22 protein-coding genes and 4 pseudogenes (1 of these 26 only partly in view) are annotated in these 20,424 nt (G+C 60.2%); 8 read left to right on the top strand and 18 right to left on the bottom strand.

Going from position 1 to position 20,424, the window contains the following annotated elements:
• Window positions 1-80, top strand: a pseudogene (locus tag JFT80_RS25165) (4-aminobutyrate aminotransferase); the annotation flags it as partial.
• A gap of 80 nt (window positions 81-160) precedes the next feature.
• Window positions 161-388 (top strand): MbtH family protein, encoded by a 228-nt coding sequence (locus tag JFT80_RS13625; RefSeq protein ID WP_201148205.1) that lies wholly within the window; start codon window positions 161-163, stop codon window positions 386-388.
• An 82-nt stretch (window positions 389-470) separates the two neighbouring features.
• On the opposite strand, the gene JFT80_RS13620 is transcribed toward JFT80_RS13625, so the two are convergent.
• The 10 genes and pseudogenes from JFT80_RS13620 to soxR all read right to left on the bottom strand — a co-directional run bounded on the left by JFT80_RS13620 (window position 471) and on the right by soxR (window position 7,842).
• Window positions 471-1,409, bottom strand: coding sequence for a metal ABC transporter solute-binding protein, Zn/Mn family (locus JFT80_RS13620; RefSeq protein ID WP_201148204.1), 939 nt, complete (start codon window positions 1,407-1,409; stop codon window positions 471-473).
• The gene (locus JFT80_RS13615; RefSeq protein WP_201148203.1) at window positions 1,409-2,308 is read right to left on the bottom strand and encodes a metal ABC transporter permease; all 900 of its coding nucleotides are present in this window, start codon (window positions 2,306-2,308) and stop codon (window positions 1,409-1,411) included. Before JFT80_RS13615 ends, JFT80_RS13620 begins: the two co-directional genes overlap by 1 nt.
• The gene (locus JFT80_RS13610; protein WP_122841323.1) at window positions 2,308-3,051 is read right to left on the bottom strand and encodes a metal ABC transporter ATP-binding protein; all 744 of its coding nucleotides are present in this window, start codon (window positions 3,049-3,051) and stop codon (window positions 2,308-2,310) included. The genes JFT80_RS13615 and JFT80_RS13610 overlap by 1 nt, the downstream gene beginning before the upstream one ends.
• On the bottom strand, window positions 3,048-3,971 hold the full coding sequence (locus JFT80_RS13605; RefSeq protein ID WP_201148202.1) for a metal ABC transporter substrate-binding protein: 924 nt from the start codon (window positions 3,969-3,971) through the stop codon (window positions 3,048-3,050). Before JFT80_RS13605 ends, JFT80_RS13610 begins: the two co-directional genes overlap by 4 nt.
• A gap of 34 nt (window positions 3,972-4,005) precedes the next feature.
• On the bottom strand, window positions 4,006-4,578 hold the full coding sequence (locus JFT80_RS13600; protein WP_122841321.1) for a DUF6162 family protein: 573 nt from the start codon (window positions 4,576-4,578) through the stop codon (window positions 4,006-4,008).
• A pseudogene (locus JFT80_RS13595) lies at window positions 4,575-4,900 on the bottom strand (hypothetical protein). Before JFT80_RS13595 ends, JFT80_RS13600 begins: the two are co-directional and overlap by 4 nt.
• Window positions 4,897-5,439 (bottom strand): thiamine pyrophosphate-binding protein, encoded by a 543-nt coding sequence (locus tag JFT80_RS13590; protein WP_122841319.1) that lies wholly within the window; start codon window positions 5,437-5,439, stop codon window positions 4,897-4,899. The pseudogene JFT80_RS13595 and the gene JFT80_RS13590 overlap by 4 nt, the downstream one beginning before the upstream one ends.
• Window positions 5,436-6,629 carry a PepSY domain-containing protein gene (locus tag JFT80_RS13585; RefSeq protein ID WP_201148201.1) on the bottom strand — a complete coding sequence of 398 codons (1,194 nt, stop codon included), beginning with the start codon at window positions 6,627-6,629 and terminating at the stop codon, window positions 5,436-5,438. Before JFT80_RS13585 ends, JFT80_RS13590 begins: the two co-directional genes overlap by 4 nt.
• A gap of 215 nt (window positions 6,630-6,844) precedes the next feature.
• Window positions 6,845-7,303 (bottom strand): VOC family protein, encoded by a 459-nt coding sequence (locus JFT80_RS13580; RefSeq protein WP_201148200.1) that lies wholly within the window; start codon window positions 7,301-7,303, stop codon window positions 6,845-6,847.
• A 101-nt stretch (window positions 7,304-7,404) separates the two neighbouring features.
• On the bottom strand, window positions 7,405-7,842 hold the full coding sequence (gene soxR, locus JFT80_RS13575; RefSeq protein WP_201148207.1) for a redox-sensitive transcriptional activator SoxR: 438 nt from the start codon (window positions 7,840-7,842) through the stop codon (window positions 7,405-7,407).
• Between the two features lie 111 nt (window positions 7,843-7,953).
• On the opposite strand from soxR, the gene JFT80_RS13570 reads away from it, so the two are divergent.
• Complete coding sequence (locus JFT80_RS13570; protein ID WP_122841315.1) at window positions 7,954-8,319, top strand: antibiotic biosynthesis monooxygenase; 366 nt, start codon at window positions 7,954-7,956, stop codon at window positions 8,317-8,319.
• On the opposite strand, the gene JFT80_RS13565 is transcribed toward JFT80_RS13570, so the two are convergent.
• The 4 genes and pseudogenes from JFT80_RS13565 to msuE all read right to left on the bottom strand — a co-directional run bounded on the left by JFT80_RS13565 (window position 8,316) and on the right by msuE (window position 12,423).
• Entirely contained in the window at window positions 8,316-9,419 is a 1,104-nt protein-coding gene (locus JFT80_RS13565; RefSeq protein WP_122841314.1) for a sigma-54-dependent Fis family transcriptional regulator, read from the bottom strand. The genes JFT80_RS13570 and JFT80_RS13565 overlap by 4 nt on opposite strands.
• A 24-nt stretch (window positions 9,420-9,443) precedes the next feature.
• On the bottom strand, window positions 9,444-10,631 hold the full coding sequence (locus JFT80_RS13560; protein ID WP_201148199.1) for an acyl-CoA dehydrogenase family protein: 1,188 nt from the start codon (window positions 10,629-10,631) through the stop codon (window positions 9,444-9,446).
• Window positions 10,632-10,704: 73 nt separating this feature from the next.
• Window positions 10,705-11,851 (bottom strand): annotated as a pseudogene (ssuD, locus tag JFT80_RS13555) (FMNH2-dependent alkanesulfonate monooxygenase).
• Window positions 11,852-11,861: 10 nt separating this feature from the next.
• A pseudogene (msuE, locus tag JFT80_RS13550) lies at window positions 11,862-12,423 on the bottom strand (FMN reductase).
• 412 nt (window positions 12,424-12,835) lie between these two features.
• Between msuE and JFT80_RS13545 the strand changes: the two are divergent.
• From JFT80_RS13545 to JFT80_RS13530, 4 genes are all read left to right on the top strand, one after another.
• Window positions 12,836-13,105: a hypothetical protein gene (locus JFT80_RS13545; RefSeq protein WP_201148197.1), complete on the top strand. Its 270-nt coding sequence runs from the start codon at window positions 12,836-12,838 to the stop codon at window positions 13,103-13,105.
• A 101-nt stretch (window positions 13,106-13,206) separates the two neighbouring features.
• Window positions 13,207-13,821, top strand: a complete 615-nt coding sequence (locus JFT80_RS13540; protein WP_201148196.1) for a LysE family translocator — start codon at window positions 13,207-13,209, stop codon at window positions 13,819-13,821.
• A gap of 204 nt (window positions 13,822-14,025) precedes the next feature.
• Entirely contained in the window at window positions 14,026-15,183 is a 1,158-nt protein-coding gene (locus JFT80_RS13535) for a cysteine desulfurase family protein (protein ID WP_201148195.1), read from the top strand.
• Between the two features lie 65 nt (window positions 15,184-15,248).
• A complete protein-coding gene (locus tag JFT80_RS13530; protein ID WP_201148194.1) occupies window positions 15,249-17,057 on the top strand; it encodes an aminopeptidase P family protein in 1,809 nt (602 codons plus the stop codon).
• A 37-nt stretch (window positions 17,058-17,094) separates the two neighbouring features.
• Here the strand turns inward: JFT80_RS13530 and JFT80_RS13525 are convergent, their stop codons facing one another.
• On the bottom strand, window positions 17,095-17,685 hold the full coding sequence (locus JFT80_RS13525; protein WP_201148193.1) for a 2-hydroxychromene-2-carboxylate isomerase: 591 nt from the start codon (window positions 17,683-17,685) through the stop codon (window positions 17,095-17,097).
• A 40-nt stretch (window positions 17,686-17,725) separates the two neighbouring features.
• A complete protein-coding gene (locus JFT80_RS13520) occupies window positions 17,726-18,454 on the bottom strand; it encodes an SDR family oxidoreductase (RefSeq protein ID WP_201148192.1) in 729 nt (242 codons plus the stop codon).
• A gap of 92 nt (window positions 18,455-18,546) precedes the next feature.
• On the opposite strand from JFT80_RS13520, the gene JFT80_RS13515 reads away from it, so the two are divergent.
• A complete protein-coding gene (locus tag JFT80_RS13515; protein ID WP_201148206.1) occupies window positions 18,547-19,107 on the top strand; it encodes a TetR/AcrR family transcriptional regulator in 561 nt (186 codons plus the stop codon).
• 7 nt (window positions 19,108-19,114) lie between these two features.
• Here the strand turns inward: JFT80_RS13515 and JFT80_RS13510 are convergent, their stop codons facing one another.
• Entirely contained in the window at window positions 19,115-19,396 is a 282-nt protein-coding gene (locus JFT80_RS13510; protein WP_201148191.1) for a hypothetical protein, read from the bottom strand.
• A 168-nt stretch (window positions 19,397-19,564) separates the two neighbouring features.
• Window positions 19,565-20,424 carry the 3' portion of a threonine/homoserine exporter RhtA gene (gene rhtA / locus JFT80_RS13505; protein ID WP_201148190.1) on the bottom strand. Its footprint extends 28 nt past the window's final position, so only the last 860 of its 888 coding nucleotides appear in the window; the start codon falls outside the window, past its right edge; its stop codon occupies window positions 19,565-19,567.

Genomic DNA, 20,424 nt, shown 5'->3' with positions numbered 1-20,424 from the left:
TGGTGATTACCTCCAGCGAAATCGATCAGGTAGCCGAAATCTTTGGCAGGGCCATGGCCGCTGCCACCGCCAGTCTCTAAATTTTCCCGCGTCCCGAACGTACCTTCTACAGACCGGATGCACTTGCGTGCAGCCCACCCTACATCGATGGAGAAACAGCATGACGTCAGTATTCGACCGCGAGGACATCCTCTTTCAGGTCGTGGTCAACCACGAAGAGCAGTATTCGATCTGGCCTGACTACAAGGCCGTGCCGGAAGGCTGGCGCACCGTGGGCAAGAGTGGCCTGAAAAAAGAGTGCCTGGCCTACATCGAAGAAGTCTGGACCGACATGCGTCCGCTGAGCCTGCGTCAGAAGATGGACGCGCAGGCGGCTTCGGTGCTCTGAGCCTGCCTGTCACAAAAAGCCCGCTGGACTGGTGACAGTCAGCGGGCTTTTTGGTGCCTGGGCTGCAGAAAAGATCGCAGCCTTATTGCACTCGACAGCACCTACAGGGGGAGGGTGCGGCTGGGTCACTCAACCCCTTGATCACCGAATCCACATTCCCTTCCAGCTCAGCCACCGGATCCACCCCATCGATATTCAGTACCACCAGGCGGCTTCCTGCCTCGGTAATCACCGCTTTGAGCGCATCCGACGGCTGGCGGTGATGTAACACCACGGCCACATCATTGTCCTTGAGCGTGGCCGCCAGTTGCTTGAGTGCCTCCGGGGTCCATTCGGCATCCGGGCGGGCGTCGAGGCCGATCAGTTCCAGGTTGAGACCACCAATCAGGTAACCGAAATGATCGCTGAGGCTCATTACGCTGAGGTTGTCGGCGCGGGCCAGGCGCGCTTCGCTGTCGGCACTGAACTTCAGCAGGCGCTGTTTGAGCGTCGCCAGGTTGGCCTCGATGACCGGCTTGGCTGCGGGTGCCAGGCGCACCAGATCTGCCGCCATCACATCCGCCATGCGTCCCATGTTGTTGCTGGACAACCATGGCTGGCTGTTGAGGCCGTCGACCTTGTTGTCCGGCTGTACGGCGATTCCGGGCAGGGCGCCGTCCACCGGGCGGGCAGCATCGACTTCGACGACCCGGATGTTGCTGCGTCGGGACATGGGATAGAGCGGGTCGTCGGCCCACAACGAACGCAGGCCGATCACGGCATCGGCATCGGTCGCCAGTTTGGCCAGGGCCGGTGCACCTCGGCCGGTGAAGTAGGCGGTCTGCCGGCTGCCGGGCAGGTTCGCCGGCGCGGCGCGTTCGAGCTGGACGTTGGTACCCTTGAGCAGGACTTCGCCCAAGCCATAGGTGATCGGCAGTGAGGCCAGCACGCGTAGCGGTTTTGTGCTGTCGGCCGCGAAGGCCGTGTGGGCCAAAGTGCACAAGGCGACCGCCAGGGTTAGTTGACGCAACTTAAAAGACATTATCCGATATTCCCTTTCAGGCCAGGAACGACGCCACGGGCAACGGCCGCCAGGGCGAAGGCGATGCCGGCCACCAGGATGATCGCGGCACCGGATGGAATAGGCAGATCAAAAACGATCGGCGCGAGAATGCCGCACAGGGTACTGATCGTGGCGATCAGCACCGAGCACCAGAAAAAGCCCTTGAGCGACTGGCTGAGCAACCGTGCAGCCGCCGCCGGAATGACCAGCAGGGCCCCGACCAGAATGGCGCCGATCACTTTCACGGCGGCGACGGTGATCAGGGTTACCAGAATCACGAACAGGTAATCGAGGGTCTTCACCGCCACCCCGCGCACCGCGGCCAGCTGCGGATTGAAGCTGGCGAGCATGATACGGTTGTACAACGGCAGCGCCAGCGCCATGACCAGCGCACCAACGATGGCCAGCACCGCCAGGTCATTGCCGTTGACCGTCAACACCGAACCGAACAGCACGTTCTCCAGAATGTGTACGTTGATCTTGCCCGCCAGAATCAGCAGCAGGCTCGCGCCCAACGCCAGAGAAACCGAGAGGAACACACCAATCAAGGTGTCCGGCGCCAGACCGGTACGGTTGCGCAGATAGTTGAGCAGGATGCCGAACAACAGGCAGTAGCCGAACAGGCTGCCGTACGGACCGGTGTAGGGTTCGCCGAGCAGGATGCCGATGGCCACGCCGGTCAGCGCCGCGTGACCGACGGCTTCGGAGAAAAACGCGAAGCGCTTGACCACCACCAGCGTGCCGAGGCCGCCCAGTACCGGGCCGATCAACAGGCCGGCGAGCAAGGCATTGACGACAAAACCATAGGCGAGCGCTTCAGGCAGGTAACCCGAAGACGCCCAGCCTTGAATCATCAGGCGAAAGGCTTCATAACTCATCAGGCAGCGCTCCGTGGATGGGTGGAAAACAGCGTCAGCAGGCGTTCCGGTGTCAGTGCCTGCTTGGGCGTTGCATCGAACAGCACCCGGCGGTTGAGCCCGGTGACCCGGTCCGCCAGACGGCCTACCGCTTCCAGGTCATGCTCGATCCACAGCACCGTGATGCCGCTTTGGCGCCAGTGCCCGAGAAGTCGCTCGAAAACCTGGATGCCGGCTTCATCGAGAGCCGACATGGGTTCATCGAGCACCAGCAACTGCGGCGGCGGGATCAGCCCCTGGGCCAGCAATACTCGCTGACGTTCGCCACCGGACAAAGCGCCCATGCGTCGTTTGCGTTTGTCCTGCATGCCGACCCGTTCCAGGGCATCAGCGATGGCTGCCGCGTAATGCTTGCTCACCCCCAGAAATGCCGGTCGACGCTGGCACATCGCGGCCATGAAGTCGTCGACGGTCATCGGCAGTCCGCGATCAAACTCCAGCGCTTGCGGCACGTAGCCGATCGTCCCCGGGGTGCCTGGCCATTGCAGGCTCAGGCGGCCCTGGTGGGGCATTTGCCCGAGCAGGGTCTTGATCAGCGAGCTCTTGCCGCCCCCGTTGGGTCCGACCAGTGCATGAATGCTGCCGGGCTGTACCTGGAAGGTCACCTGGTCAAGGATCGTGGTGCGGCCGAGGGTCAGGCCGACGTCGGCAAAATCCAGGGTCGGGCCGGTGCTTTGGACAATCAGGGTCTCCTGGACAGTCATGCGCCCGACTCCTGAATAGCCCGAACCACGGTGTTGAGGTTGCCGGTCATTTCCTTTTCGTATTTGTCGGCGGTGTATTCGCCGTAGGAAATGTGTGACAGCGGGTACAGCTTGACGCCCGACTCACGTTGAATGGTTTCGACGTAACTCGATGGGAAGTCCATCTCCGAGAAGATCACTTTCACGTCCAGTTCGCGCAGTTGGTCGATGGTCTTTTTCAACTGACTCGGGCTCGGTTCGATGCCGTGTGCCGGCTCGACCACCGCCGTCACTTCCAGGCCAAACTCGCGCAGCAGATAGTCGTAAGCCGCATGCACCGTGGCAACGCGCAGCTCGGCGTTCGGCGCCTGCGTCAGTTTGGCCAAGGCGTCGGCGCGCATCTGCCGCAGGCGCTTGCCGTAAGCGCGGGCGTTCTGGGTATAGGTCTTGGCATTGTCCGGGTCGAGTTTGCCCAGCTCGCGGGCGATGTTGTTGACCTGGGCAATCGAAGCGCTGATCGACAGGAACGTGTGCGGGTTGACCACTTTGCCGGCACCACGCGCAGCGACGCCGGTAGCGGCCAGCAATGGCACGTTCTCGTTGGCCTCGATGGTTTTGATGTTTGGCGTTTCGCTGGCGGCGATCATGCGGTCGGCAAAGTCGTCATGGCCGACGCCGTTGAGCACGATCACATCCAGTCCGCTGATGCGCTTGATGTCCTCGGCCCGTGGCTCGTACGCGTGCGGGTTGAAACCGGCCGGGATCAGCGGCACGACATCAGCCTTGTCACCGACGATGTTCGCCACATAGCTGTAATAAGGGTGCAGGGTGATGCCGATGCGCAGGCGTTTGGCTTGATCGGCGCTGGCCAGCGGGCTCAGCAGGCAAGCACACAGGCCAGCCAGCAGGGCGCGCATGAAACGTTGAGATGAAATAGGCATGGGAAAGCGGTTTCTCTCGGGTAAAGGCGAGGGGTCAGTGCCGATGCTGGCGAGTGACGCCGGCATCGAATTGCGCGACGATCTGCTGCCAGCCGGCGCTTTCGAGCGCGGAGTCGGCAAGATCGGCTGGCGCCTTGAGGGCTTTGCCGCGATGCAGCCAGATGTCCGGCTCATCGTCACCAGCGGTGAGGCGCATCAGGAAAGAGCCGGCCACGTCGGGAGACTGGCTCTGGCCGAAATAAGCCTGGTCCTGCAGCAACTCCCAGGCATGGCTGCCACGACTGACCGAGCTGGCGTCCTGGGCAAATGGCGCGAAGCCTTCGTCAGCCAGCAGCACCGGCGTTGGCAATGCCTGCTGCTCCTGGCGCAACAAGTGGATCTCGTCGAGCGTGACCCGCAGGTCGGCGTAGATGCCCTGTTCGGAAGCGCTCAGGTCGCGGCGCGCATCCAGTTGATGACTGGCTACGGTGCTGACCTCCTGGGACTCATGGCGCCAGGCCACGACCGAGGCGGCCACGGCCAGGATCATCAGGCACAAGAGCAATACGTACAGCGTTTCGTGGCCGGCTCCGGCCGGGCGGACTATCTGGTTTGTGGGGGTGCTCATGGGGTCTGGATGTCCGCCTGGTCTATTTCCACCACATGGCCCGGGCCCGCATCGAACAGCACATAGAACTCGGCGGCGGGTTTCTTGAAAGTCATCTTCGAATCGGCGCCGAGCTTGCCGGGCACCAGAATGGTTTCGTCGTAGCCGATCACATCCAGGGTCACACCCGGGGCACCGCTGCCATCGGAAAAGCCCCGGTACATTCGATCTGTTCGGCGTCGACGGCCTTGCATTCGCACATCGGGTTATGGGCCAGGGCGCTGGTGCTGAATCCGGCGCAGAGCGCCAGCACCAGGTTGCGCAGATGACTGCGAGAAGTCATGGTTTGCCTCCTTGTTTGGTCAGCCACTCGATGGTGGCGGGGGATGCCTGGCTCAGGGGCATGGAAGCCTGGTGCATGGCGCCGTCCCAGCCCTCCATGGTGATCCACAGTTCGGCATCGGCCTTGGTCTTTTCCGGGATCGGCAACATGGCGCCCATGCGGTAAGGCGTGCCAAAGAAAATCACCCCGGCGGCGCGCAGGCTGCGGGGCTTGCCGATGCGCAGGTAGGTGGCCTTGACCTGGTCGCGGCAGCTGTCGCATAGCGCGGCGTTGAAGCTCTTCATGTAGCCGGCGGGCCCATCCAGTCGCGGCGCTTCGTTGCGCAGTTCAGCCAGGCGCAGGCTCCAGGGGCCGACCTGCACTTCTCCGGCTTCGCGTTCACCCAAACCGGTATCACCCCGGAACAGCGCGGCATCGGCGAAGTACTTGGGCATGAAACCCAGCGGTACCAGCAACAGCAGGACATTGATGTGGAAGCGCCACTTGTGCCAGAAACGGCTCAGTTTCGAAGAGGGTTTATCCGCAACGAGCAGGCTCATTGGCTCACCTCCGTGGTTTCGTGGCGAGGGACAGTTGGCACTCGGGCACGTTTGTTTTCGCGCTTGAGCGCATTGGCGGTGGCCAGCGCAGTGCGTTTGGTCCAGATCAGCAGACCGCTGAGCACCATCATGCTCAACAGCAGACCGAAGAAGAACCAGATCAGTTTGATCCACAAGCCGCCGAAGTCACCGGTGTGCAACGGGCGCATGGATTCGGTGACGAACTCCAGCGATGAGCGATCCGAGAGCAGGCGATTGGAAGCGATTTCACCGGTGTAGGGGTTGATATCGGCGGTCTGGAACATCAGCGGGTACCAGCTGCGTCCGCCTACCGTCAGGTAGCTGTAGGCATTGGCGGGCATGCTGACAAAGCTGTCCTCCAACCCTGGAATACGCTCCTTGGCCTGGGTAATCGCATTCTGCAGGCTGATCATCGGCGCAGGCGAACCATCGGTACTCACCGGCACGCTCTCTCGAGGCACTACCAGGGCCACCGGGGCAGTGGAAATCGTCACCTGGTTATCGAACATGAATGCCTCGATCAGGAACCAGGTGCTGGTCACGGAAATTACCGCGATAAACCAGATCGACCAGATGCCGCTGAGCCGGTGAAAGTCGCCCCAGAAGATTCGTGCACCGTGACGAATGCGCAGGGTCGGCTTGAGGAAGCCTTTCCAGAATTTCTTGTACACCACCAGCCCGGTGACCAGGGACGCCAGCATCGGCAGGCTCAGGAACGACACCAGGTACCAGCCCCAGCTGTAACCGTTGGTAAACGGCACTAGCCACCAGCCATGCAGTGCGCGGGTGAAGGCCTTGAAATTGAATTGCGGCGCCGTGCCCTGTATGACCCCGGTATAAGGATTGACGTAGACCGTCACCGAACGCCCGTCCGGGTAGCTGACCTCGACGTCGAGGGCAAAGTGCGACTCGTCGGGACGGCTGATGCTTTCGACCAGGGTGTTCGGCTCGGCCGTTTTGATCGCGGCGACGATCTGGTCGTAGTTGAGCATCGGGGCATCATCGGAAGGCTGGCTGGCGCGCATTTGCGGATTGGCCAGCCAGACGATCTCCTGGCTGACCACGGCAAGTGTGCCGGTCACGCAGACGATCAGTACAAAAAACCAGATCGGCAGCGCCAGCCAGCTGTGCACCAGAAACCAGATTTTGGAACGGGATTTCTTCGACATGATGTAAGTCTTATAGCGATGAGAGGACCTTGGCTGCAGGCTCCCCAGCGTTGGGTCGATGAAAAGTCGCTCGTGGCTTTTGCCTACGCGAGCAGACTGCATCTATATAAGACGAATGAGAATCAAAAATCCCGAACCCGCATATGCAAGAAAATGTTTCTAGCGTCGTTAATCCGCCTCCAGCGTCGAGGTAACGGTGGAGGCGGACCGGGAAGTCAGCCCTGCTGGAACATTTCCTGCGCGCGCTGCTCGATTTGCTCCTGGGTCAGATCTTCCTTGCGCGTGGCCAGAAACCACAGGTGTCCGTAGGGGTCTTTGAGCGTGCCGGACCGATCACCATAGAACTGATCCTTGACCTCGGACACGACAATGCCACCAGCAGCAATCGCCTGTTTATACGAGGCATCCACATCATTGACGTACAGATGCAATCCCACGCAAGGGGACGCATCGGGATTGCTCAATGGCCCCTGATCACAGGGGGTGCCCAACATGATCGGGCAATCGCCTATGCGCAACTCGGCGTGACCGATTCCACCATCGGGCATCGCCAGGCGCATCACTTCGACGGCACCGAAGGCTCTTTTGTAGAACTCGATGGCTTCGGTAGCTTTTTGAATACCCAGATATGGCGTAATGCTGTGATAGCCCTCTGGAATGGGTTTGACGCTCATGGCGGTTCTCCCAGGTTTTTATGCATTGAGAATGTCCCACAAATATAGTAGGAGCTGCCGAAGGCTGCGATCTTTTGACCTACTTTACCCTTCGCCAGCACTCAGTCCTCCTCCAGCAAATGCGCCCCAGGTCCACGGTCCCCCAAAACATCACCAAAATTGCGCAACGGGCAGGCCTCCATCGACAGGCATCCGCAACCAATACATCCATTCAACCGGTCGCGCAGCAACGTCAGCTGGTTGATCCGCTCATCCAGATCCCGGCTCCACTGCGCCGACAACACCCTCCAGTCGGCGGCGGTCGGTGCGCGGTTATCGGGCAGCGATTGCAGCGCCTTACCAATCTCTGCCAACGGAATGCCCAGGCGTTGTGCCACCTTGATCAACGCCACCCGGCGCAACACTTCCCGCGGGTAGCGGCGCTGGTTGCCCTGGTTGCGATTGCTCTTGATCAAGCCCTTGGTTTCATAAAAGTGCAGCGCGGTGACTGCCACGCCGCTGCGGGCGGCAACCTGGCCGACCGTGAGTTCCCGCTGCAGGGGGGCGGGGTCATCATTTGAAAAATCCCTCTTGACCTTGACTTAACTGGAGGTTTTACCCTGCAAGCCTTCGGATCGCAATGTCCGGCATACACAGACGGGGACTTTTTCATGCAGGCGCCAGAGAAAAATCGCAGTTTTACCCAACTAATCGAGTTCGAGATCGAACCTCATCAGCAACCGGCACTGGTGTCGGCGCTATCGATGCAAACCGAACGCCTGGCTCAGGACTACGCGGGTTTCCTCAGTGCCAGTATCCAGGCCAGCGAAGATGGCCGGAGGGTGCTCAACTATCTTCAATGGCAGACGCGCGAAGCTGGGGAAGCGGCGTTCCAGCAGTTTGAAAGTGGCGAGCAGGATTTCTGGCAATTGATTCGTGCCCATCAGGCGAAGACCGTGACCTTCGGCTCGTTCCAGGTGTTGCACAGCCTGGAACGTAGTCATGACAACGCGCTGCACTGCCATCTGGTGGGCTAGATAGACAGCTGCATCAAGCGCTCACCCTGGAGGTTTTCCGCAGGCCGGCGTTTGTTCACCGCCAGTTCACCGATCTTGATCAGCCGGGTGCGCGTCACATTGCGGCTCAGCCCCAGCAGTGCGGCGGTGTGCACCTGGTTGTAATGGCTGAAGCGATAGGCTGCGCGCAGCAATGCATCCTCGACCTTTTCATGCAGCGCTCCGGCCTGTTCCTCGAAGAGTTTTTCAAATGCCCGCTCGAGCAGGGCTTCCGGGGAGTCGTCGAAGCTGCCGCCCTGGTCGTCCTGACGTTCGATGCGCATGTTCGACAGGCGCAGGTCATCGCGTTCGATCACGCCATTGCGGCAGATCAGCAAGGTGTGGTGGATGACGTTTTCCAGTTCACGAATATTGCCTGGCCAACTGTAGCTGCGCAGTTTCAGTTCAGCCTCTTTGGTGATCGTGATAGTGCCGTAGCCCAGGCGCTGGCTGTAGGCATCGACGAAGTGCCGGGTCAGCGGCAGGATGTCGCCGGGTCGATCGCGCAGCGGGCTCAGTTCCAGGCTGACCACGTCGAGGCGGTAATACAGGTCCTCGCGAAAGTGCCCCGCGTTGATGGCTTTCTCCAACTGCACGTTGGTGGCGGCGAGCACCCGTACATCGATCGGAATGCTCTTGCGCGAGCCCAGGCGCACCACTTCGCGCTCCTGCAACACGCGCAGTAACTTGACCTGGATCGCCATCGGCAGGTCGCCGATTTCATCGAGGAACAAGGTGCCGCCATTCGCCTCTTCGAACCAGCCGGCCTTGGCACTGAGTGCACCGGTAAACGCACCTTTCTCATGCCCGAACAGCTCCGCCTCGACCAGGGATTCGGAGAAGGCGCCGCAATTCACGGCGACGAAAGGGCGATTACGCCGCGCGCTCAGGTTATGAATGTGTCGGGCTACCAGCTCCTTGCCGGTGCCGGTTTCGCCGATGATCAGCACGCTGGCCTCACTCGGCGCCACCTGCTGCAAGTGCGCAAGCAAAGCTTGGGATTTCGGGTCTTCGAACACTTGGGCGGTGGCTCGGATTGAGGTGGCCAACGCGGGCGAGGGCGGTAAGGTCAGCAGTTGCATGGGGTTCGCTCCATGAATGGCAGGCTAGGAATAGAACGTCGGCACCGGCAGCGCCTGGTTCAGCGCCCAGTCACCCAGCTCGTGGAGTTTGTAATCCAGCGGGTCGTGCAGGGTTTGCGTGCGCAGGTTGCGCCAGTGGCGATCCAGTCGCAGGGAGGCGTGAGTCGAACGCGCACCCGTGACGTCGAAGAGGCGGGTGCACAGGTCCAGGCCGCTGCGGGTAGCGGCGACCTTCGCGGTAGCGATGGCAATCGCCAAGTGCCCGCGTTCTTCGGCACTGAGTTTCGGGCCCTTTGCCCAGGCCTTGTCGAGCAGGTCGGCGGCACGCTCCACGAGCAATCGAACGCCTTCGAGCGCCACCCAGAATTCGCCGTAATGACCCAGTACATAAGGGTCCTGGCTGACCTCCCGGCTGTTGGATTTATGCCAGGGGCGGGTTTCGGTAAGGGTATATGCCCTAGCCTCATCGAAGGCGCCTTCGGCGATACCGAGAAACATGTGGGTAAAGGTCAGTTGGGCGATCAGTGGGCGCAGGCAGGCGAATGGCGTGCTCAACGGGCCTGGGTCGAGTAGCAGTTCCGATTCCTCCACCCGCACCCGTTCGAAGGTGGCACTGCCGCTGTCGGTCTGGCGCTGGCCCATGTTGTTCCAGTCGTTGTGCAGGGTAATGCCACTGCGACTGCTGGGGATCGCCGCGATCAACAGCTTGCCACCGGCCGTTTCATCCACCGCCGAGGCAATCAGCATTTGCGAATCGCTGGCACCGGAGCAGAAGCTTTTCTTGCCGGAGAACTCGCGCCAGCCATCCAGCTTGCGTACTACGGTGCGGGTGTCCAGGGGGTTCAAGGCATTACCCCAAAACCAGTTCTTGCGCGCGGTCTGCTCAAACCAGGGTTGCCATTGTTCGGGCCGGGCAAACAGGCGCACGGTGGCGAGCATCAGGTGATGGAAGCCGAAGACATGGGCGATCGAGCTGTCGACCTTGGCGAACTCGCGCACGATGGCCAGGGTTTCACTCCAGCGAGCGCCCAGGCCCCCGTATTCGGTGGGGATGCTCAAGGCGAGCAGGCCGCTTTCACGCAACGCATCACGTTCGGCTTTGGGCGTACCGCCGCGTTCATCGCGCTCGACAGCGGTGAGTGCAAACTGCGCGGCCAGTTGCCGGGCGGTCTGCAGCGGGGATATCAAGGCGCTTTGTGGCTTGGCAGTCACGGGGGTTCCTCAGGAAATTCGATGCACATCCCCCAGTGGTAGCGAGCAGACTCACTCCCACTGGGAGCACCCTTTAAGCCGTGGCTTTGGCCGGGAGTACGTCGTTGGCGATCATTTCGCCAAACGGCCCGGTGAGGTTGGTCACGCCGCGCCCGGCCAGGCTCGCGTAGGGCTCTGGCAGCAGCGGGAACACCAGTTCGGCAAAGCGGTAAGCCTCTTCCAGGTGCGGATAGCCGGAGAAGATGAAACTCTCGATACCCAGATCTGCGTATTCCTTGATCCGCGCCGCCACTTGCTGCGGATCGCCGACCAGTGCAGTTCCCGCACCGCCGCGCACCAGGCCGACGCCGGCCCACAGGTTCGGGGCGATTTCCAGGTTGTCGCGGCGACCGTCGTGCAGCGCCGCCATGCGCCGCTGACCCTCGGAGTCGAAGCGCGAAAAAGATTTCTGCGCGGCCTCAATGGTCTCGTCGCTGATGTGTTCGATCAGTTTGTCCGCGGCTTTCCATGCCTCTTCGGCAGTCTCGCGCACGATCACGTGCAGCCGAATGCCGAACTTCACCTTGCGGCCATGGCGCGCAGCGCGCTCACGCACATCGGCGAGTTTTTGCGCCACGGCGGCGGGCGGTTCGCCCCAGGTCAGGTAGACGTCGACCTGTTCGGCCGCGAGATCGTGCGGCAGCCTGCGAAGAACCACCGAAGTACAGCGGTGGATAGGGTTTCTGCACCGGTGGATACAGCGCCTTGGCATTCTGGACCCGCAGGTGTTTGCCTTCGAAATCAACCGATTCGCCTTGCAGCACACGGCGCCAGATTTTCAGGAACTCGTCGGTCACCTCGTAGCGTTCGCTGTGATCAAGGAAACTGCCGTCGCCGCGGTTTTCATCCGGGTCGCCACCGGTGACCACGTTGATCAGCAAGCGTCCGCCGGACAGGCGATCCAGGGTGGCAGCCATGCGTGCCGATACGGTCGGCGAGATGATGCCCGGCCGGATGGCGACCAGGTAACGCAGACGTTCGGTCAGCGGCACCAGTGCCGAGGCAATCACCCACGAATCTTCGCAGGAGCGCCCGGTGGGAATCAGCACGCCGTGGTAGCCAAGGCTGTCAGCGGCCTGGGCGACTTGCTTCAGATAGTTGAGGGTCACCGGGCGAGCGCCCTGGGTGGTGCCCAGGTAGTGGCCGTCGCCGTGGGTGGGCAGGAACCAGAAAACATCCATGAAGAGATCCTTAAGCGATTTTCAGCAGATTTTTGGGGCGCGCCGAACAGCGGTGCGGCGCGTTCTGCAGCAAGACGAATGCGGGCCTTCAAGGGCTCACTGGTTATTTGGTAGTTGGAGAAATCGGCTTCGGTGGCGTAGACGCCAATCGGCAACGTCAGGGCCTGGAAGAAACTGAACAGCGGGCGCAGTTGATGATCGAGTACCAGGGCGTGCCGTTCGCTGCCGCCGGTGGCAGCCAGCAGCACCGGCGTATCGATCAGCGCATTGAGGTCAATCAGGTCGAACAGGTGCTTGAGCAGGCCTGGATAGGAGCCGCGAAACACCGGTGCGGCAACGATCAACAGATCGGCGTTCTCGATCGCCTGCAACTCGGCTTCGACCTGCGGTCCCAGTTCCTGGCGGGACAGCGCCGAACCCAAGGGCCGGGCAATGTCGCCCAGTTCGATCACTTTGCTTTCGATCACCAAGTGTTCGGACAACTCGGCCAACAGCGCTTGAGTCAGTGCCAGGGTACGGGATGGACGCCAGGTGCCACCGGAGACGGCAACGACTTTCAATGGGCGCGACATGATCAGTTCCTTTTAAACAGTTGCTCGGGGAGCAGTGAGTAGTCACTGGGTTGAGCAAGAGCTATACCAACCCCTGAAAGCCTTGTTTCATGGGGGCTGCGCCCCGCCTGGCGCTTACCACTGTCGCTTCCGGGTGCTGTTTGTTGATTCGCTGTTGCCGGGCCAACAGTTGCAGGAGCAACAGTGATGCCGACGCGATGGGGTTGTTATAACGGCTCGTTGTTATTCCTCAAAAGAACATTAAAAGATATTTATAGATCTATATAGAATATTGGCGGTCTGCCTCCAAGGTGTTTGCGGTAGTGAGGCTGAAAGCTTGATACCCACTATCGAGAGCGTTGATTTCTGCCCGGCGAGGGGCGCGAGTAGCCTGTGTTCATTGCCCCGAACCCAGATGCCAGGACGCCACGCCATGAAATCTTCCATCGTCGTTTTGCTGTTGCTCGCTGCCTCCGTACTCGCTGGATGTGCGGGCCACGTTTCCCCGGAGTTACGCCCATACACTCCGCAAGAAAGCCGCCAATTGGCCCTGGAAGATCTGAATCGTCGCAGCCTGTCGTTTGACGAGTACCACGCGAAAAAAGCTGCATTGCTTGGCCAGCCGCAGAAAGCCTTCAGCTTCGACAAACAGGGCGAAATGAACGCCGAACGTGCTGTCCAGCTGCACGGCCGGCCAAGCTGATAACAAACTGTACTGGTAGAAGTTTTACCCAACTGTCCGTGGGTTTGCCGGGCCGCGTGGGATAGGGTCAACACCTGAATGACCCTGATGGATTGCTTGCCATGACCCTCTCGCTTGATCTGCTGTTGGGCTTTGCCCTGTTCGCCCTTGTCACCTCGATTACACCGGGGCCCAACAACACCATGCTGCTGGCATCGGGCGTGAATTTCGGCTTTAACCGCACCATCCCCCATATGCTTGGCATCACCTGTGGCTTCTTCGTGTTGGTAGTGGCGGTGGGTTTTGGCTTGGGCGCGGTGTTTCAGAGCTATCCATTGCTTTACACCGTGTTGCGTTATGCAGGCGCCGCCTATCTGTTGTATCTGGCGTGGAAGATCGCCCACTCCGGACCGGTGTCCGACAGCGAGGACGGCAAGGGCAAGCCGATCAGCTACCTGGGTGCGGCGGCCTTTCAGTGGGTGAACCCCAAGGCCTGGATCATGGCCATTGGCGCCATCAGTACCTATACACCGATGCAGGGCTACTTCATCAATGTGATCGTGATTGCCGCCGTCTTTGCCGTGATCAATCTGCCCAGCGTCGGCGTCTGGGCGGCCTGCGGTACGCTGCTGCGCAATGTGTTGAAGGATCACCGCTGGTTGCGCGTGTTCAACTGGGGCATGGCCGCGCTGCTGGTGATATCGCTTTATCCGCTGCTGCTGGAGAGCATCGGCTGACGCATTGCTTCAACCGGTTGGCCGATGCCTGTTAAGCTCGACTTCAGGAGCGTTCCTACGCACTTTTAAATGAAGTTGTTCTTCTTTAACGGCATCCGATCAGGTATTTCTAACGTTCTGGGATGTCGGCGTAGCTCACGAGGCTGCGCTGTGCCGTTCCAGCAACGAGATTCCTGATCCCGGAACCTGCTCTGCGAGTCTTATATGAATAAACGCCCGTTGTATTTCGACTACGCCGCCACCACTCCGGTGGATGAGCGGGTCATCAAGGTCATGGTCGAGTGCCTGGGTTTCACCGGCAACTTCGGTAACCCCGCGTCCAGCTCCCATGCGTTCGGGCAACAGGCTCGGCAAACCGTAGAACATGCCCGCCGGCAGGTCGCCAACCTGGTGGGTGCCGAGGCCGATCAGATCGTCTGGACTTCCGGCGCCACCGAATCGAATAACCTGGCGCTCAAGGGCGTGGCCCAGGCGCGAGGCGTCGCTGGCGGCCATGTCATTACCAGTCAGATCGAGCACAAGGCGATACTCGACACGGCCAGGCAATTGCAGGATGCCGGGGTCGCGGTCACTTACCTGGTGCCTGATGCCGATGGCCTGATTACCGCGCAGGCGGTCAGCGAAGCCATGCGTGAAGACACCTTCCTGATCTCGCTGATGCTGGTCAATAACGAACTGGGTACGGTCAACGATATCGCCGCCATTGGCGACATCGTGCGTGCGCGTGATGCCTTGTTTCACGTCGACGCGGCGCAGGGCGCCGGCAAGGTCGTCATCGACCTGGCGCAATTGCCGGTGGACTTGATGTCGTTTTCCGCCCACAAAATCTATGGCCCTAAAGGTATCGGTGCGTTGTACGTGGGTCCCCGTGCGCAACAACGCCTGCACGCACAGATTCACGGTGGCGGGCACGAGGGCGGCTTGCGCTCGGGTACGTTGGCTACCCATCAGATTGCGGCCATGGGTGTGGCATTCGAGTTGGCGGCGCAGCTGTTCGAGGATGAAAAAGTCATCGTTGCCGGTCTGCGCGAACGCCTGCTCGAACAACTTTCAAGCATTCCCGGCGTTCGTCTCAACGGTAGCCCGTCGCAACGCATTCCCCACACCCTGAGCCTGACGTTTGCCGAGGGTGAGTTCAATTCCGCGGCGTTGAGCCATTCGATCGCTTTTTCCGCGACGTCGGCCTGCAATTCCGCGAGCAACGCCCCCTCTCACGTGTTGCTCGCCCTGGGGCATGACACCCACTCGGCAAGTCGCACCATCCGCTTGAGTCTTGGACGGTTCACCACCGCGCAGGACATTGACCAGGCGGCAGACCTGATAAAAACGGCCTGCACCAGTGCTCCGGCATTCTGGCAATAGGTCTTAAAGCGCCCATGCACCTCAGCGCTTCAACAATAACGATGAAGTGATTAGCAGGAGACATGATGAGTACCCAGACCTCGACCGAAGGATCGGTGCCCCAGCGCTTGGCGCACACCCGTGAACTGATGCGTCGCGAAGGCATTCATGCGCTGCTGGTGCCGTCAGCAGACCCGCATTTGTCGGAATACCTGCCGGGTTACTGGCAAGGGCGTCAGTGGCTATCGGGCTTTCATGGTTCCGTCGGCACGCTGATCGTCACACCGGACTTCGCTGGAGTCTGGGCCGACAGCCGTTATTGGGAGCAGGCGACCAGGGAGCTTGAGGGCAGTGGCATCGAACTGGTCAAGCTGCAACCGGGCCAGCCTGGGCCACTGGACTGGCTTGCTGAGCAAACCCCCGAAGGTGGTGTGGTGGCAGTGGACGGTGCGGTGATGGCAGTGGCCTCGGCGCGCACCCTGGATGGCAAGCTCGAGGAGCGCGGTGCTCGCTTGCGCACGGACATCGACTTGTTAAGCGAAGTCTGGAGCGATCGCCCGACCTTGCCCAACGAGCCGATCTATCAGCATCTGCCGCCGCAAGCGACCGTCAGCCGTGGCGAGAAACTCGCCAAACTGCGCGAAACCTTGCAGGCGCGCGGAGCTGACTGGCATTTCATCGCCACCCTTGACGATATCGCCTGGCTGTTCAACCTGCGCGGCGGTGATGTCTCGTTCAACCCGGTGTTTGTTTCGTTTGCGTTGATCAACCAACAGCAAGCCACGTTGTTCGTGGCACTGAGCAAAGTCGATGCTGATTTGCGCGCGGTGCTTGAAAAGGATGGCGTGACGTTGCGCGACTACAGCGAAGTCGCGGATGCACTGCGTGCGGTACCGAGCGGCGCGAGCATGCTGGTGGACCCGGCACGCGTCACCAGCGGTTTGCTGGATAACCTCGACAGCGGCGTGAAACTGGTCGAAGGGCTTAACCCGACAACGTTGGCCAAGTCGCAGAAAAGTGAAGCCGACGCCAGGCATATCCGTCAGGCGATGGAGCAGGACGGTGCGGCGCTGTGCGAATTCTTTGCCTGGCTGGAATCAGCCTGGGGGCGCGAACGCATTACCGAGTTGACCATCGACGAGAAACTCACGGCCGCCCGTGAGCGTCGTCCGGACTATGTGTCGCTGAGTTTCAACACCATCGCCGCGTTCAACGCCAATGGCGCGATGCCGCACTATCACGCCACGGAAGAAGAGCACGCGGTGATCGAGGGCGATGGCCTGTTGTTGATCGACTCGGGTGGTCAATACCTGGGCGGCACGACCGATATCACGCGGATGGTACCGGTCGGTACACCGACTGAAGAGCAGAAACGTGACTGCACGCGCGTGTTGAAAGGCGTGATTGCGTTGTCGCGGGCACAGTTCCCGAAAGGCATTCTGTCGCCGCTGCTGGATGCCATCGCGCGTGCGCCGATCTGGGCTGACAATGTCGATTACGGACACGGCACCGGGCATGGCGTTGGCTATTTCCTCAACGTTCACGAAGGTCCGCAGGTTATCGCCTATCAGGCCGCAGCGGCGCCTCACACTGCCATGCAAGCGGGCATGATCACATCGATCGAGCCGGGCACTTATCGTCCTGGCCGCTGGGGTGTGCGCATCGAGAACCTGGCGATGAACCGCGAAGCGGGCAGCAGTGAGTTCGGTGAGTTCCTCAAGTTTGAAACGCTTACGCTGTGCCCAATCGATACCCGCTGCCTGGTGCCAGCGCTGCTGACAGAGGACGAAAAACAGTGGTTCAACGCGTATCACGCCCAAGTGCGTGAGCGCCTCGCTCCGCTGCTCGATGGCGCTGCGCTTGAGTGGTTGAACACACGCACAGCTGCTATCTGATTATCGCAAGATCAGGCGCCGATGGCGGCGCCTGTATTCAGCTCAGGGCTTCAACCACGAAGTCCAGTCGGTCCTGGCCGAAGAACAGCTGATCACCCACGAACATGCTCGGTGCACCAAACACCCCTCGTTGCACCGCTCGCTCAGTGTTGTCCTTGAGCGCAGTCTTCACTTGCTCGTCTGCGGTCAGTGCCAGCGTTTCAGCTGGATCAAATCCGTGTTCCGTCAGCACTGCAGCAACCGTCTGCGGATCATCCATGTTGCGACCCTCAACCCACAGCGCCCGGAACAGGCAGTCGATGAATACCTCGAGCCGCTCGGGATGGCGTAGCTGCATGCCGGTCACCGCGCGCATCAACGTCAGGGTATTGATGGGAAAGTGTGGGTTGAATTTCAAGGGCACGCCGTAGCGTTTGGCGTAGCGATCCAGATCCTCAAACATGTAGCGGCCCTTGGCCGGAATCATTGCCGGCGACGCATTGCCGGTGGCTTTGAATACGCCGCCCAGCAGCATCGGAATGTAGATCAACTGGCTGCCGGTCTCGGCGCAGATCTTCGGCAGTTGGGTGTACGCCAGGTAAGTGGCAGGGCTGCCGAGGTCAAAATAGAACTCCACGGTCTTCGTCATTATTTGTCTGCTCTCTTTATTGTTATGAAGGGGGGAGGGCTTACCAGCGTTCATTCCAGGGACGCAGATCCAGCTCGAAGGTCCATGCGTCCCGAGGCTGGCTGTGCAGGTACCAATAGTTTTCGGCGATGTGTTCGGGGTTGAGGATGCCGTCCTGATCTTTGGTCGCGTACTTCTCGGGGAAACTGTTGCGGATGAAGTCGGTATCGATGGCGCCATCGACCACCACATGGGCGACATGGATGTTCATCGGCCCGAGTTCACGCGCCATGCTCTGCGCCAAGGCACGAATACCGTGTTTGGCACCGGCAAATGCCGCGAACCCCGAGGCACCTCGAAGCCCGGCGGTTGCGCCGGTGAATAGAATCGTCCCGCGCTGGCGAGTGACCATGCGCTTGGCCACTTCGCGAGCGTTGAGGAAACCAGAGAAACAGGCCATTTCCCAGATTTTGAAATACTTGCGTGCGGTCTCCTCGAGAATGCTGCAGGGCACGTTGGCGCCGATGTTGAAGACGAATGCTTCGATTGGCCCGACGCGGGCCTCGATGTCCTCAATCAACGCAATAACGTCTTCTTCCTTACGCGCGTCGCAGGCAAAACCGTGAGCTTCGCCACCCTCTGCCTGAATGGCGTCGACTAAAGGCTGCAATTTGTCGGCGCTGCGCCGTGTGACGCAGGCGATGAATCCTTCCTTGGCAAAGCGCTTTGCAATCGCCCCGCCGGTAGCGTCACCCGCGCCGACAACCAATACGACCTTCTTGTTATTCATGGGTAGATCCCTTTAGTAAACGATCGTTAAGTGAACGAACGTTATGCTAGGATCCGACTAGCGTCAAGGTGATTACTTCTGAGGGCAAGGCGATGCGTTATTCGGCCAACCACAAGCTGGAAACCAGAGAAAGGCTCTTGCAGAGCAGCGCCGTATCGGCGAAGCAGTCCGGGTTCTCTACCGTGGGGGTGGATGGCCTGATGAAGGCGATCGGTTTGAGCGGAGGAGCTTTTTATAGCCACTTCTCGTCCAAGGATGAACTGTTTGCTGCGATTGTGGAGCGCGAGCTGGGGCAAAGCCTGTGCCGGCTGGAAGGGGATCAGGACTTGCAGAAGCTGGATCGCTGTCTGCGGCAATACCTCAGCATGGCGCATGTCGAGAGTGCGCAGAACGGTTGTGCCTTGCCCGCCCTGGGCGCCGAGATTGCCCGTTCGGACGATGCGGTTCGTCAGCTGGCGCAAGACTGGATCTGTCGGCTTCAACAAAACTGGGCGCAGACACTGGGCAGCGAAAGCCTCGCCTGGGCCATCCTGTCGCAGTGCGTTGGCGCGCTGGTAGTGGCGCGGATGTTGGCGACACCGGACGTCCAGCGCACGGTGCTGAAGTCCAGCTACGACGAAATCCGCAAGCAAATAGCAGGGCCGCGAACCTGACGTGCGCTTACTTGCAGATGACGATCATGCTGCGACTGGTATAGCCGGCAGGATTGAGGCCGAATGGATAGTCGCCGGGCTCTTCCACAGCGTCACCTGACTTGGCGATAACTTTGTAGCCTTTTGGCGCACAGGCATTCACGGCGCTGGCGTAACACTTGTCCCAGGAAGACGAGAGCCCCGAGCAGTTGATGTGCAGGCCTTTTTTTCCGCGTTTTACCTGGGTTTCCGAGGTCGCCGCACAACCCGCTACTGCCAATATGGCGATCAATATCAAAATTCGTTTCATTACCGTCCTTATAGCAGCCTCGAGTCTGTCGCTCGGGTCTGCCTGCATTCGATAGCGCATGAAGCGTGGTGAAATCCCTGTACGAAAAAATCCATATCTGGCACTGAGTTAGCGGCCTAAACATGGCCTAAATCAGCGCCAAATGCCAGACCTTCGTCAAATCCCGTTTCAATCCGCCGCTATGGCCGGTTTGGCGGTGCTGCCCATGGTCAGCGTCGCACCGACCGACGCCAGAATAATGCACAGAATCGCCATCCATTGTGACAGCGTGAGGTATTCCTGCAGAAACAGTAGACCGGACAAGGCTCCGAATGCTGGTTCTATGCTCATCAGCGTGCCGAAAGTGCGCGTGGGCATGCGGGTGAGGGCAACCATTTCCAGGGTGTAGGGTAGGGCGGTGGACAGAATTGCGACGCCAATGGCGACAGGGATCAACGAAGGGGTGAGCAGCGCAGCGCCGGCATGAACGATGCCGATGGGCGCAACGAACAGTGCGGCGATCATGACGCCCAATGCTGCAGTTGTGACGCCGTTGTCTGCGCCAGCCTTTTGGCCGAACAGGATATACAGTGCCCAGCAAACGCCGGCACCCAATGCATACCCGGCTCCGACCAGATCGATTCCGGCGGATGTTGCACCGGTAGGTATTAAAAGCAGCAGACCGATTGCCGCCAGGCCTATCCATAGAAAGTCGATGGCTCGACGAGAGGCATATATGGCAACGGCCAGCGGGCCGGTGAATTCGAGTGCAACCGCGATACCCAGCGGTACGGTCCGCAGTGACATATAGAAGAGGAAGTTCATACCGCCCAATGCCATGCCATAGACGATCACGGTGCGCAGCGATTTGGCGGTCAGCCTGGCGCGCCAGGGTCGTAGCAGTAGCAGCATGATTATGCTGGCGAAGATCAGCCGTAAGGTGGTTGTGCCTTGTGCGCCTACCACCGGAAACATGCTTTTCGCCAGCGAGGCGCCGGACTGGATCGATGCCATGGCTATCAATAGCAGGCCAACCGGGAACAGGGTCG

Source organism: Pseudomonas sp. TH10, from assembly GCF_016651255.1.
In the GTDB taxonomy this organism is placed as follows: Bacteria; Pseudomonadota; Gammaproteobacteria; order Pseudomonadales; family Pseudomonadaceae; genus Aquipseudomonas.
This window is presented reverse-complemented; position numbering and strand designations above follow the sequence as displayed.